Here is a 13,716-nt window from a genome sequence, read left to right as displayed (position 1 = left end):
TTATTTATCCTCCTTATAGTGTTTTTTTATAGTTTCAAGTACATAATCTTCAGATAAGTCTAATTTTTTTGCTGTATTGACTAGATCTCTTACCAGTTTTTCAAAGGTTTCATTTTTCCTTCTATTCATAATTTTTTTCTTTGCATTGGGAGTTATAATCATAGCTAATCCTCTTTGTTTTTCAAGAATACCTCTTCCTACTAATAAATTAATTCCCTTAGCTGCAGTAGCAGGGTTAACTGTAAGCTCTTTGGCAATTACTAATTGAGAATAGCAAGTACCACTTTCTTCCAAAGTTCCACTAAGAATATCATCTTCAATAGCATTTGCAATTTGAACATATATAGGAACTAGGCTATTTACATCTATTTTCAAGGGTAAACCTCCTTTGTTTCAGGAACTACATTACATGAGTAATGTAGTATTGTACTTTTAGTATATTATCATTAGGAATTAATGTCAATTCTTTTAAAAAAAATAATTAAAATATAAAACGATAATATTTTTATAATATAAATTCAAAACTTATAAAAATGAACATAGAATGAACAAAAATGTGAATATACAGGTGTAATGCTGAGAATTAATAAGAAATGAGGGGGAAAAAGGGGAAAAAGAGCGAATATGATACTTTATTTTTTTGTGATTTTATAGTAATATAATTATAGAATATCGATAAATATTGACTCTCAAAGTCAAAATTTGTTGGATTTATATCTAAAATCTTAAAGTACATGGGACAAGTTATTATTTATACGTGTAAAGAAAGTTATGAGTATAATATACAATATAAAATTATTATGAAATAAATAAAGAAATTGATAAGATGGGGAAATGCTGGAAATTATAGAATTTATGCCGTGAAATGGCTAAAAATTTTTTCGTAGGTCTGAAAACGTTTAAAGAGCGATAAGGACTAGAATCTTAAATTAAAGCATAAAAATTCTTAATTCATAGGATAATTATACAAAAATACATGAATGTTTCTCATTATTTCATAAAAGTGTGTATATTTAAGAGCATGTTACTAATATAAAATCTTTATTGGCTTATGAATAAAATATTAACTATGTGCTTAAAGTAGATATAAATAATTTAAGCTACTATATGTGGCAAGCACTAATACTAAATTATTGGAGGGATTTACATGGCAAAGAATAAAAGGAAATTATCATTTCCAACTGCTTTTACAGTATTAATTATAGTATTGCTTTTAGCAGCAGCGCTAACTTATGTGATACCAGCTGGTTCATATTCAAAGTTATCTTATAATGCAGATAGCACTGTGTTTGAGATTACTGCTCCCAATGGAGATATAAAAGAAATGCCTGGTACTCAAGAAACTTTAGATGAACTTAAGGTTACTGGTGACATTTCTAAATTTGAAGATGGTAGTATTAATAAACCAGTAGCTATACCAGGTACTTATGAAAAAGTTGAACAAAGTCCACAAGGTATAATTGATATAATTCTATCACCTATTAACGGAGTATATGATACTATAGATATAATTTTATTTGTATTTATTATAGGTGGAGTTATTGGAGTATTAAATAACATTGGTGCATTTAATGCAGGGATTGCAAGTCTTTCAAGATTAACTAAAGGAAAAGAATACATATTGATAGTATTTATTACTTTCTTGATTTCTCTTGGAGGTACTACTTTTGGACTGGCAGAGGAAACAATAGCTCTGTATCCAATAATGGTTCCCGTATTCTTAGCTGCAAACTATGATGTTATGGTATGTATTGCAGCAATATACATGGGTTCTTCTATAGGAAGTATGTTCTCAACAGTAAACCCATTCTCAGTAGTTATAGGTTCTAATGCTGCTGGAATAAGCTTTACAAATGGACTTAACTTCAGAATTATTGCTTTTGTTCTTGGTACTTTAATAACTATAATATATATTTTAAGATATGCTAAGAAAGTTAAAGCAGATCCAAGTAAATCATTAACATTTGCAGACAAAGAAAAAATTGAAGCTAAATTTGCTAGTCAAGGAGAAGCACCAGAATTAACTTTAAGATTCAAAATTATATTGTTAATATTCCTTTTAACCTTTGTAGTTATGATTTATGGAGTTTCTTCTTTGGATTGGTGGTTCGCAGAAATGACAGCTCTATTCTTAGTAACTGGTATAATTATTGGATTCCTATCAAAATTAGGGGAGAAAGAGTTTGTAAACCAATTCGTAACTGGAGCTGCTGATTTAATGAGTGTTGCATTAGTTATAGGGGTTGCTAGAAGTATTAACCTTGTATTAGAAAATGGTATGATTTCTGATACAATACTTAACTTCTTCTCTAATGCTATAGCAGGTATGAACGGAAATATATTTATAGTACTAATGCTTTTAATATTTATAGTACTTGGATTCTTTATTCCTTCTTCATCAGGACTGGCTGTTCTATCCATTCCCATTATGGCTCCTCTTGCAGATTCAGTTGGACTTTCAAGAGATGTTATAATTTCAGCTTATGTATACGGATTAGGATTAATTTCATTTATTACTCCAACAGGATTAATTCTTGCAACATTAGAGATGGTTGATGTAACTTATGACAAGTGGTTAAAATTTATAATGCCTCTAATGGGATATATAGCAGCATTTAGTGCAATAATGCTATTAATACAAGTTAATTTTTAATATGAAATAGTAAAACTTTATAGAATTTAAAAAAATCCCCCTAGGATAGGCTAATTATAGTCTATCCTAGGGGGTATTTATATATATGATAGTTATTTCTTTTGATTTAGCAATATAAGAAATAAAAGTTGTTATAGTTAAATATTTAACATAAATAATAATTTATAAAAAATATTAACTATAAATAGTATATTAGTTATAAGTTTCATAAAAAATAATATAATGTAATATAGCATATTGTAAAACAAAACAAGGGATGCTACAATATGTAATAAGATGAATATATAGGGAGGGAATTTGATGAAAAAAGAAGACAGTTTTAAACCGTTCATTTCTGCTGAAAAAGTCGTACCCGAATTTACATTAACATCTATTATTTTAGGAATTTTACTGGCAGTACTTTTTGGTGGAGCCAATGCTTACTTAGGTCTTAGAGTTGGTATGACAGTATCAGCTTCAATTCCAGCAGCGGTTATCTCAATGGGAGTTATACGTGTTATTCTAAGAAAAGACTCCATTCTTGAAAACAACATAGTTCAGACAATTGGTTCTGCTGGTGAATCACTTGCAGCTGGAGCTATTTTCACATTACCAGCATTATTTATGTGGGCATCAGAATGGGGAACAGAAGCACCATCTTTACTGGAAATTGGAATTATCGCACTTTGTGGTGGTATTCTCGGTGTTTTATTTATGGTACCACTTCGTAAAGCTCTTATTGTTGAAGAACATGGAGTGCTTCCATATCCAGAAGGAACTGCTTGTGCAGAAGTTTTACTTGCTGGTGAACAGGGAGGAGCAAAATCTTCTACAGTGTTTGCAGGTCTTGGAATAGCTGCATTATACAAATTTATTGCTGATGGATTAAAGTTATTTCCAAGTGAAGTACATTATGAACTTACAGGCTATAAGGGATCTGGAGTAGGTATAGACGTACTTCCAGCACTAGCAGGAGTAGGTTATATATGTGGACCTAAGATATCTGCATACATGTTATCTGGTGGAATAGTTGCTTGGTTTGTATTAATGCCATTAATTAGTTTATTTGGCGGAGATGCAGTTATATACCCAGGTGCAGATCCTATAAGCGCTATGGATTCTTTTACAATTTGGAGTAAATATATCCGTTACATCGGTGCAGGTGCTGTTGCAATGGGGGGTATTTTAAGCTTAGTGAAGTCACTACCATTAATTGTGAAAACATTTAGGCAAGCGATGAAGAGCTACGGTAGAAGTAACACTATTAGTGACCTTAGAACAGAACAAGATTTACCTATGAAAGGTATTTTAGCAGCTTGCTTAATAATTATTATATTAATGTGGCTAGTACCTGTAATTCCTGTAAATCTAGTTGGTGCAATTATAATTGTAGTATTTGGATTCTTCTTTGCTACAGTATCTTCTAGAATGGTAGGATTAGTAGGAAGTAGTAATAACCCAGTATCAGGAATGGCAATTGGAACATTATTGTTTGCAACAATTATTTTAAAAGCTACAGGAACTATTGGACAAGAGGGTATGACTGCTGCAATCGCAATTGGTTCAATTATATGTATTATAGCAGCTATTGCTGGTGATACATCACAGGATTTAAAAACTGGTTATATCATTGGTGCAACACCTAAAAAACAACAAATCGGCGAGTTAATTGGAGTGCTAGTATCTGCTATAGCTATAGGTGGAGTGTTATACCTATTAAATAAGGCATGGGGTTATGGTTCTACAGAATTACCAGCGCCACAGGCAACATTAATGAAGATGGTAGTAGAAGGTGTAATGGAAGGAAATCTTCCTTGGGCACTAGTATTTGCAGGTGCAGGTATTGCAATTGTAATTGAGATACTAGGAATTCCAGTATTACCATTTGCTGTAGGACTTTATTTACCAATTCACTTAAGTACACCAATTATGGCTGGTGGATTAGTAAGATTATACTTTGATAAGAAGAAAAATGTTTCAGAAGAAGAAAGAGGTCAAGTTGTTGAGAATGGTATTTTATACACCTCAGGTTTAATTGCTGGTGAAGGATTAGTAGGTATTTTACTTGCAGTATTTGCAATTATCCCAATTGGAGCATCTACTCTTGGTGATGTAATTAATATTTCAGAAACTATAAGTTTAGGCAATATTGGTGGTTTAATCTTCTTCTTGTTCTTAATATTCACAATATTCAAATTCAGTGCATCTAAAAATAAGATTAGAAAATAGAAATTATTTCTTGCAATAGTCTATTAAAATAAAAAATAAGTTATCCGACCTAGGGAAAACCTAGGCCGGATATTATTTAATAGGAAGTGAATAGTCATGTTAAATAAAGAAAAAAGTGCACAGAAGGAAAATTATTTAGATTACATTCCAAAGAAAAATGAAGAATACACTTGGTCTTTAAATGAAAAAAAACTAGTAGTAGTAGATATACCTAATAAAGGACTTCATAATAGAATTGCTCAAAAATTCTTCCACAAACCTAAAGTTAGCCATATAGAGCTAGATGCCTATGGAACTTTCATATGGAATTATATCGATGGAATGAATACAATTTTTGGTATTTCGGAAGAGGTAAAGAAACACTTTGGTAAAGAAGCAGAGCCTTTACTAAACCGTTTAGTAAAATTTTTTCAAATTCTTCACGAGAATAAATTTATTCTTTACATAAGGAAGGAGAATAAATAATGCCAATTAGAATTCAAACAATTATAGGTATTTTATTATTTGCAGTAGCTACTGCTATTATATATGCATGGGGACTAAAAAAATCAGGTGCACAACAGAAGGATCTTTTACAAATCTTATATAGCAAGGGTGCCCAAAAAGTAATTAAGAAGTTAAAAACACAAAAGTTCATTACAAAATCGGAAATAGAGCAAGAAGTTTTAGGCGTTACAGCTTCCCAATTCTATAGCAGAAAAAAAGCTGTAGTCACTGACAAAAAAGAATTTACAAGAACTTTAATAGAATTTATGATGAATAAAAATCTAATCATGGAAGATGTTGATAGTAATAAAAGGGTGTATAAATTAAGATAATAAAAATAAATTAAATATAACAAAAGTGTGCACAATCATATGATTTTGCACACTTTTTCTATAACTAATTATAAAGTTTTTGGTGGTTTTCTCCAAAGAGTTTCATTTACTGCTCTTACAGTTTTAGTAAACTTTTCACAAGTAACAGAAATTTCTATTTTTTCTTCTGAAGATAACCTTTCACTAGAGAATAATCTCTTTATTCCATAGCCAAAGCCTAAGGTTCCAAAGCCGAACTGCATTTCTGGAATTCTGCCCTTGCTTAGATTCATATCCATAGGTTTTTGATTTTTTAGTATATCTTGCTTAGTTTCGGCAGGATGTTTATCCCAGAAGTACTTATATTCAGGGTTTAATTTATATGCAGTTTCATGAACTTCCTTAAATAAAGTGAACTTTACATAAATATTATTCATGGCATTTTCTAATCTTTTTCTTGCTTTTGCATTTGCTTTTTCAATCTTTTTTTCCTTTGACATTAAAATTCCTCCAAAATCACTATATGTATATAATAATTACTATTCAAACAAATAATAAGGTATAAATATCATTATATATAGAATTCTATGCAAATGCAAACTTTTACACAGTCATGTGAAGAATTATGTGCTACAACGGTTGACGCAGTAATTGATTAAAGTTAGTCTATCAAATTAAAGATATAGTAAGAATAAAAAAATGTATGAAGTTTTATAGATTTACAACATATTTATGAAAATATATTATTTGACATTAGATATAATAAATTTTATAATTAAAGTGAAAATATAATTAAATAAATTCATATATATGAATTTATTTTTAAGAGTATAAATTTTATTTATCAATGTGAGTTGAGGTGATATGTTGAACTTGCCAAAGATTATTAATATTCAAAAGTATTCTATCCATGATGGGAATGGAATTCGTACCACCATTTTTTTCAAGGGATGTCCACTATCTTGTCTATGGTGTCATAATCCAGAAAGTCAAAATTATAGTGAAGAACTTATGTACAATGAAGAAAAATGTACAGGGTGTATGGCATGTATAGATAGTTGTCCTCAAAGGGCAATTTCAAAGGAAGAAAAATGCGTTGTTACAGATAAAATCAAGTGTGATCTTTGTAAGGAATGTATTGACTATTGTGTAAATAATGCTCGTGAAATTGTGGGGAAAGAATATACAGTAGCACAGCTTGTTAAGGAAGCAGAAAAAGATAGAATGTTTTATGAGGAATCAAGTGGAGGGATTACATTATCTGGCGGAGAGGTTATGACTCAAAACATGGACTATATAGAAGAATTATTAAAAAAATTGAAGAAAAAGGGATATAACATTGCCATTGATACTTGTGGTCAAGCTCCCTACGAAAATTATAATAGAATACTTAAGTATGTAGATACTTTTTTATATGATATAAAACTTATGGATAATGAAAAGCATATAAAATATATAGGAAAGTCTAATAATCTTATTCTTGAAAACTTAAAAAAGTTAAGTGAAGCTGGAGCAAATATCAATATAAGGATACCCTTGGTAGAAGGGGTTAATGCAGATGATGAATCTATAGAAGAATTAATAAAATTTTTAAAGAATAATATAAATGTACATAAGATAAATTTACTTCCTTATCATAATACAGGGAAGAGCAAATATGAAAGACTTCAAAAGGTCTATGAAGGAGTTAACTTTGAAGCACCTAGTAAGGAAAGAATGGAGACTGTAAAGGGGAAATTTGAAAAGGCTGGATTTATAAATATAAAAATAGGAGGTTAATTCATGGAAAGAGGCATGAATGAAAGAATAAAAAAATTAAGGACTCAAAGTGTAAACACTGTTCCTCATATATATATGGAGAGAGCTAAGCTAATGACTGAGGCCTATAAGAAGTATGAAGGTTCTGTATCAATTCCAGAAATGAGAGCTTTAGCATTTAAGTATTTTATGGAGAACAAAACTTTATGCATTAATGATGGGGAACTTATAGTTGGAGAAAAAGGAGATGGACCACAGGCAGCTCCAACATTTCCAGAACTATGTTGTCATACCCTTGAAGATATGCACATAATGAATGATAGAGAATTAATTTGCTTTAAAGTAAATGAAGAGGATTTAAAAACTCAGGAAGAAGAAATTATTCCTTACTGGGAAAAAAGATCTATTAGAAATAAAATTATAAATGCCATGAGTGATAAGTGGAAGTCGTGTTATGAAAGTGGAATTTTTACTGAGTTCATGGAGCAAAGAGGTCCAGGGCATACAGTAGGCTCTGAAAATATATACAAAAAAGGATTCTTAGATTATAAAAATGAAATTAAGGAAGCTATATGTAAATTGGATTTTTTAAATGACAAAGAAGCATTTTCAAAAAGAGAGCAACTAAATGCTATGAGTATTAGCTGTGATGCTATTATGATTCTAGGGGAGAGATATGCTAAATATGCTAGAGATCTAGCTAGCAAAGAAATAGATGAGAAAAGAAAAAAGGAGCTACTTCAAATTGCAGCGAACTGTGAAGTAGTACCAGCCCATGCTCCAAGGACTTACTGGCAGGCAATACAGATGTATTGGTTTGTTCATTTAGGAGTAACTACAGAATTAAATCCTTGGGATGCATATAGTCCAGGAAGACTTGATCAACACTTAAATCCTTTCTATGAAAGAGATGCAGAGGAAGGTATTTTAGATGAAGATAAGGCTAAGGAACTTTTGGAATGTCTATGGATTAAGTTTAATAATCAACCATCACCTCCAAAGGTAGGAGTAACCTTAAAGGAAAGTGGTACCTACACTGACTTTGCTAACATTAACACTGGTGGAATTACACCTGAAGGGCAAGATGGAGTAAATGATATAAGCTATTTAATCCTAGATTGCATGGATGAAATGCAGCTGCTTCAGCCAAGCTCAAATGTACAAATCAGTAAAAAAACCCCTAAGAGATTCCTGAAAAGAGCTTGTGAAATCTCTAGAGAGGGATGGGGTCAACCTGCCTTTTATAATACAGAGGCCATTGTACAAGAACTTCTTAATGCAGGTAAATCCATAGAGGATGCAAGAAGAGGTGGTACTAGTGGATGTGTTGAAACTGGAGCATTTGGAAATGAAGCCTATATTTTAACAGGATACTTTAACCTACCGAAGATATTAGAATTAACATTATTTAATGGATATGATAAAGTAAGTGGTAAGCAACTAGGATTAGAATTAGGATATGCTAAGGAATTTAAAAACTATGAAGAGTTATTTAGTGCTTATAAAAAACAAATAGAGTATTTTGCAGATATAAAAATAGAAGGAAGTAATATCATTGAAAAAATATATGCAGATTATATGCCTGCACCTTTTCTTTCAATTATAACTAATGATTGCATAAGAAAAGGAAAAGACTACAATGCAGGAGGAGCTCGTTACAATACTAACTATATACAAGGGGTTGGTATAGGAACTATTACTGATTCTCTAGCTGCTATAAAATATAATGTCTATGATAAAAAGAAATTTACCATGGAAAAATTGATAGAAGCCATAGAAAATAACTTTAAAGGCAATGAGATAATTGCAAATCTAGTTAGAAATAAAACTCCCAAATACGGTAATGACGATGATTATGCTGATGAAATCATGACATCAGTATTTGATGCGTATAATAAAATAATAACTGGTAGACCAAATGTTAAAGGCGGATGTTATAGAATCAATATGCTACCGACTACTTGCCATGTTTACTTTGGAGAAGTGATGATAGCTAGTCCAAATGGTCGTCTTGCTCATAAACCAGTATCAGAAGGGATATCACCTGAAAAGGGAGCAGATACTAATGGACCAACGGCGGTTATAAAATCAGCCTCTAAGATGGATCATCTAAGAACTGGAGGAACTCTTCTAAATCAAAAATTCACCCCAAGTGTAGTAGCAGGAGAAGAAGGACTAGACCACATGGCTAACTTAGTAAGAGCTTATTTCAATATGGATGGCCATCATATTCAATTCAATGTAATTGATAGAGAAACTTTAATAGAAGCTCAAAAATATCCTGAAGATTATAAGGATTTAATAGTAAGAGTTGCAGGTTACAGTGACCACTTCAGAAATCTAAGCAAAGAACTTCAGGACGAAATAATAAACAGAACAGAACAGCGATTTAACTGACACTCCAAATCTATGATTTGGTTAGTGGAAGTTACTCCACCGAGTGAATGCGAGGCGGAGCATATTATAAAAATATAAATATAAAGGGGTCTTTAAAATGGGAATGAAGTTAGGATTTATTGGTTGTGGAAATATGGCAAAAGCTATGATCGGAGGAATTATTTCATCTAAGATTCTTAGTGCAGAGGAAATTATAGCTTCTGATTCATATGCTGAAGGATTAGCTAACACAAATAAGGAGCTAGGTATAAATATTACTGCTGATAATAAAGAAGTAGCAATGAATAGTCATGTGATAGTTTTATCTATAAAGCCTCAATATTATGATAATGTAATTAAAGAAATTTCATCTGTGATTAAGGATGAAACTATCATAGTAACTATAGCACCAGGTCAAAGTCTTGAAAAATTACAAGGTCAATTTGGAAGAGCTGTGAAGATAGTTAGAACTATGCCAAATACGCCAGCTCTTGTAGGAGAAGGAATCACTGGAGTGTGTAAAAATGCTTTAGTCAGTGAAGAAGAATTAAATTATATATGTAATATTTTAAGTGGCTTTGGAAAAGCAGAAGTTGTAGAAGAAAGAATGATGGATGCAGTTATGGCTGTAAGTGGAAGTTCACCGGCTTATGTATTTATGTTTATTGAAGCCATGGCAGATGCAGCGGTAATGGAAGGCATGCCAAGGGATAAAGCTTACAAGTTTGCAGCTCAAGCAGTTTATGGTAGTGCTAAGATGGTAATGGAAACAGGTAAACATCCAGGAGAATTAAAGGATATGGTATGTTCTCCAGGAGGTACGACTATAGAAGCGGTGAGAGTTTTAGAAGAAAGAGGTTTACGTAGCAGTGTCATTGAAGCTATGAAGGCATGTGTAGAAAAGGCAGGAAAAATGTAGAGTTATTAAAGTTATCCCCTGTCTATTGATATCCCCGACATGTTAAATCATTATCACTCTTTAATATGTTACAGTAGACAGTTAACCTTAAATTACAACACACAAACAATGAAAAAGAACTATAGGAAGGATATGTGTCCTTCCTATAGTTCTTTTTGAATGTTATTAGAAGTACTATTTTCTAGGTTTTATGCTAAGGTCTATAGTATAGGATAGTTCGCCCTCATCTAGGTATAAACCATGTATCATAATAGTGTAAATAGATTCGTAGTTAGGGCTTAATTTTCGTAAATAAGCATCATGATTTTCACTTTCTTCATATATACTTTTAAATTGTAAAAAATCTTCATATCTAATAACTTCCTCTCCAAAAAAGTTATTTAATGCTTTACCACTTTCATAACAATCATTAAAAGCATTTTCAGTAAGCTCAGAAAGGTCCCATCTACTACTTGTGGTATTTTTTAGAATATGGTTATTATTAGTAGTAGAAGAAATAAAGTAAAATTCATGATAAGCGTTATCTATATGGCTAAGCCATTTTTTATCATCTTCAGACTTAGAAGTAGGCTTCCACTCGCATGTAATATAGTTACAGTCTTTATCTATATTATAATAGGGTAAATTTTTACCCATTGCATCATGTATTTTTTTTTCAGTTTCTAATGTATATGATTCCATTATGTTGCTATATTTATTATAATAAATTATTGTTCCAGATATTAGAATTATAATGAAGAGTAATAATTTTTTTCTCATTATTGTACCTCATTTTTTAAAATAAATTTTTTAAGTCTTCTATATTTTTTATATTTAGATGTTATAATAAAAGTTTTACGTTTAGATTTTTTTTCTGTTTCACCATGTTCTATTCCATCAGTCTTTAGAACAATATAACCTCTTCTATTCTCTACAACTGAAAAATTTTGCATTTCAAAGTTCATAACTAAGGTAGGTCCATTATTGCTAATTTTTGTACATGTATCTAAAGTTTTAGGATTTCTCTTAGATTTTTCATTTGTTAATTTTTTCAATAGAGTGTTACCAAATATTTTTTTTAATAATGAAGGTGACTTTGTGCTCTTGCTGTAATCTTCATATTCATATGCGAATAAGATATTTTTATCGTAATCAATAGCATAGACTAAGCTTTCAGCAGGTTCATATAAATGACCATAAAATATATCTATAGGTACATGCTTGGAAACCTTAAATCCAACTATAAGTATAATAATAGCAATCAAAATTAAAACAGTAGCACTTAAAACAGCAGTACCTATAAATATGGGTTCTAAAAAGTCATTAAGGATACCTTCTTTTATATATTCATTCTTAATAAAACTTACACATACAAGCATCGCTAGCACTTCTATAGGTATCATTAATATTAGTGCCATAACCCATTCACCTATATTATCTATGTTACTATGTATATAAAACTTTTTTACCAATAAGATCCCCTCCTATATAGTTAAATTACTCCAAAAATCCTCTAGTCTTATTAGTGAAATTCTTATAAGGTGGTATAACAACCTTATCTCTATTCAAATATTTTCGTATTATATTGCCTAATCTACTACAAGAATAAAAAAAAGCCAGTAAATTTATAATAGATAAACCGGGAATAAACCCAAATTCAATATTTGCTTTTATAACTCCTAAAATAAGACACAAAACTATAAGATAAAGTGCAAGATTAGAACTTAAAAACCTATAATGAGATAATTTATGTCCTATACCAAAATAGTAATAAGAAAAGCAAATTAACCCGAAAACAATAACTATAATACAACTTACATAGGAAAATTTTTCTATATATGATGAAGAGAATATTTTTGTTATTATAAATAATATTAATGAAGATATTGTTAATCCTATTAAATATTTCAATTCTGAACTAAAACAGCAAATTTCTAATTTGCATTTTTTAAATCTAATGATTAAGGCTTTTAAGGAAGTTAAAAGTCCAATTATAACTAATATAAATAATATATTTAAAATAAGGTCATTAAAGTAATAGTGAGTTTTAAGAATTAATCCTACAGAAGAGTAAAGTTCAAAAAATAAGATGATAGAGAGTCCAATACACCCCCAAAAGCCAATAGAAAGATAGCTGAAGTCTTCTGGAGATTCTTTTTCTTTATCAGGGAATTCACAATATTCCTCTATATCTGGTAGTGAGAACTTTTCAGTTATTTCATTAATAAAGTCACCATTATAAAAAGTATCATAGATATGAAATTCCTTATAATATCTTTGGAAATAGTTAGGATTTATGGTATCTATTATTTCGTTTGCAGAGTTAGGTGATAAATCACAACAATAATTAATACCCGTAATTGAGTAAAGTTTTGAAAACGTATTATATTTGATTTTAGTAATACTCTTTAAATCAATATATTTCACATTAATAGTAAAATCTGTTCTAGTTAAATCATTTGGACTTAATTTTATTAAAATATTACCCCTTATGAAAACCTCTGTATTTTCATCAAGATGAAAGTAAGCATATTTATCTGGATTTGCAAATGACAGACAAATAAACAGAGGAACAAGACATAACCCTGCACCTAGTCCTAATGTAGGCCAGAAAATTTCTCCTTCAAAAAAATAAGTGTAAGCAAAAGGAGATATAAAACATATAAATGCAATTATTAATAAAATATTCATTGCAGGTCTTCTAACTTTTTTATCTTTAGGATATAGATAAGTATTATGAATCTCTTCTATAGCTTTTGTTTTACGAATAGAGGATTCTAAATAATTATCAGAATTGTATCTTAGATATTCACATACATCATTAAATTTAGATAAATTTTTACATATTATAGCAGTTCTTATATCAGAATGAGACATACCTACACGTTTCCCCCCAATCATAATAAAATTTTAAAAATAAAGTAAACATTCTATTTATATTGTACATCCTATTAATATATTGTCAATATTTATGCAAAAATGAAAAATAATGAAATATAAGGGAGCTAAAAAGGGTATTATTAGTT

The 13,716-nt window shown here is 30.2% G+C and carries 12 protein-coding genes; 7 read left to right on the top strand and 5 right to left on the bottom strand.

Going from position 1 to position 13,716, the window contains the following annotated elements:
* A complete protein-coding gene (locus B3B03_RS17655) occupies window positions 1-375 on the bottom strand; it encodes a GntR family transcriptional regulator (protein WP_346877961.1) in 375 nt (124 codons plus the stop codon).
* A 772-nt stretch (window positions 376-1,147) separates the two neighbouring features.
* Here B3B03_RS17655 and B3B03_RS17650 point away from each other — a divergent pair.
* The 4 genes from B3B03_RS17650 to B3B03_RS17635 all read left to right on the top strand — a co-directional run bounded on the left by B3B03_RS17650 (window position 1,148) and on the right by B3B03_RS17635 (window position 5,679).
* Window positions 1,148-2,653: a YfcC family protein gene (locus B3B03_RS17650; protein WP_035131673.1), complete on the top strand. Its 1,506-nt coding sequence runs from the start codon at window positions 1,148-1,150 to the stop codon at window positions 2,651-2,653.
* A gap of 300 nt (window positions 2,654-2,953) precedes the next feature.
* Window positions 2,954-4,861, top strand: a complete 1,908-nt coding sequence (locus B3B03_RS17645; RefSeq protein ID WP_346877960.1) for an OPT family oligopeptide transporter — start codon at window positions 2,954-2,956, stop codon at window positions 4,859-4,861.
* Window positions 4,862-4,957: 96 nt separating this feature from the next.
* The gene (locus B3B03_RS17640; protein WP_346877959.1) at window positions 4,958-5,326 is read left to right on the top strand and encodes a PqqD family protein; all 369 of its coding nucleotides are present in this window, start codon (window positions 4,958-4,960) and stop codon (window positions 5,324-5,326) included.
* On the top strand, window positions 5,326-5,679 hold the full coding sequence (locus B3B03_RS17635) for a hypothetical protein (RefSeq protein ID WP_346877958.1): 354 nt from the start codon (window positions 5,326-5,328) through the stop codon (window positions 5,677-5,679). Before B3B03_RS17640 ends, B3B03_RS17635 begins: the two co-directional genes overlap by 1 nt.
* Window positions 5,680-5,747: 68 nt before the next feature.
* Here the strand turns inward: B3B03_RS17635 and B3B03_RS17630 are convergent, their stop codons facing one another.
* Entirely contained in the window at window positions 5,748-6,158 is a 411-nt protein-coding gene (locus B3B03_RS17630; RefSeq protein WP_346877957.1) for a hypothetical protein, read from the bottom strand.
* A gap of 367 nt (window positions 6,159-6,525) precedes the next feature.
* Here B3B03_RS17630 and B3B03_RS17625 point away from each other — a divergent pair, with 367 nt between their 5' ends.
* From B3B03_RS17625 to proC, 3 genes are all read left to right on the top strand, one after another.
* Window positions 6,526-7,437 carry a trans-4-hydroxy-L-proline dehydratase activase gene (locus tag B3B03_RS17625; protein ID WP_156964313.1) on the top strand — a complete coding sequence of 304 codons (912 nt, stop codon included), beginning with the start codon at window positions 6,526-6,528 and terminating at the stop codon, window positions 7,435-7,437.
* Between the two features lie 3 nt (window positions 7,438-7,440).
* Entirely contained in the window at window positions 7,441-9,813 is a 2,373-nt protein-coding gene (gene hypD / locus B3B03_RS17620; protein WP_346877956.1) for a trans-4-hydroxy-L-proline dehydratase, read from the top strand.
* Window positions 9,814-9,910: 97 nt separating this feature from the next.
* Window positions 9,911-10,711 (top strand): pyrroline-5-carboxylate reductase, encoded by an 801-nt coding sequence (gene proC, locus B3B03_RS17615; RefSeq protein WP_346849080.1) that lies wholly within the window; start codon window positions 9,911-9,913, stop codon window positions 10,709-10,711.
* A 174-nt stretch (window positions 10,712-10,885) separates the two neighbouring features.
* On the opposite strand, the gene B3B03_RS17610 is transcribed toward proC, so the two are convergent.
* The 3 genes from B3B03_RS17610 to B3B03_RS17600 all read right to left on the bottom strand — a co-directional run bounded on the left by B3B03_RS17610 (window position 10,886) and on the right by B3B03_RS17600 (window position 13,567).
* Complete coding sequence (locus tag B3B03_RS17610) at window positions 10,886-11,392, bottom strand: hypothetical protein (RefSeq protein WP_346877955.1); 507 nt, start codon at window positions 11,390-11,392, stop codon at window positions 10,886-10,888.
* 77 nt (window positions 11,393-11,469) lie between these two features.
* Entirely contained in the window at window positions 11,470-12,162 is a 693-nt protein-coding gene (locus B3B03_RS17605; protein WP_346849078.1) for a hypothetical protein, read from the bottom strand.
* A gap of 25 nt (window positions 12,163-12,187) precedes the next feature.
* Window positions 12,188-13,567, bottom strand: coding sequence for a hypothetical protein (locus B3B03_RS17600; RefSeq protein WP_346877954.1), 1,380 nt, complete (start codon window positions 13,565-13,567; stop codon window positions 12,188-12,190).
* Window positions 13,568-13,716: the final 149 nt, after the last annotated feature.

Origin of the sequence: Clostridium sp. UBA5712 (genome assembly GCF_002419845.1) — a bacterium.
Classification (GTDB): domain Bacteria; phylum Bacillota; class Clostridia; order Clostridiales; family Clostridiaceae; genus Clostridium_J; species Clostridium_J sulfidigenes.
This window is presented reverse-complemented; position numbering and strand designations above follow the sequence as displayed.

Excerpts from the sequence above, each read along its gene's own strand:
- B3B03_RS17610 (WP_346877955.1), bottom strand. The coding sequence starts at position 11,392 with ATGGAATCATATACATTAGAAACTGAAAAAAAAATACATGATGCAATG.
- B3B03_RS17645 (WP_346877960.1), top strand. The coding sequence starts at position 2,954 with ATGAAAAAAGAAGACAGTTTTAAACCGTTCATTTCTGCTGAAAAAGTC.
- hypD (WP_346877956.1), top strand. The coding sequence starts at position 7,441 with ATGGAAAGAGGCATGAATGAAAGAATAAAAAAATTAAGGACTCAAAGT.
- B3B03_RS17600 (WP_346877954.1), bottom strand. The coding sequence starts at position 13,567 with ATGTCTCATTCTGATATAAGAACTGCTATAATATGTAAAAATTTATCT.
- B3B03_RS17640 (WP_346877959.1), top strand. The coding sequence starts at position 4,958 with ATGTTAAATAAAGAAAAAAGTGCACAGAAGGAAAATTATTTAGATTAC.
- B3B03_RS17635 (WP_346877958.1), top strand. The coding sequence starts at position 5,326 with ATGCCAATTAGAATTCAAACAATTATAGGTATTTTATTATTTGCAGTA.
- B3B03_RS17630 (WP_346877957.1), bottom strand. The coding sequence starts at position 6,158 with ATGTCAAAGGAAAAAAAGATTGAAAAAGCAAATGCAAAAGCAAGAAAA.
- proC (WP_346849080.1), top strand. The coding sequence starts at position 9,911 with ATGGGAATGAAGTTAGGATTTATTGGTTGTGGAAATATGGCAAAAGCT.
- B3B03_RS17650 (WP_035131673.1), top strand. The coding sequence starts at position 1,148 with ATGGCAAAGAATAAAAGGAAATTATCATTTCCAACTGCTTTTACAGTA.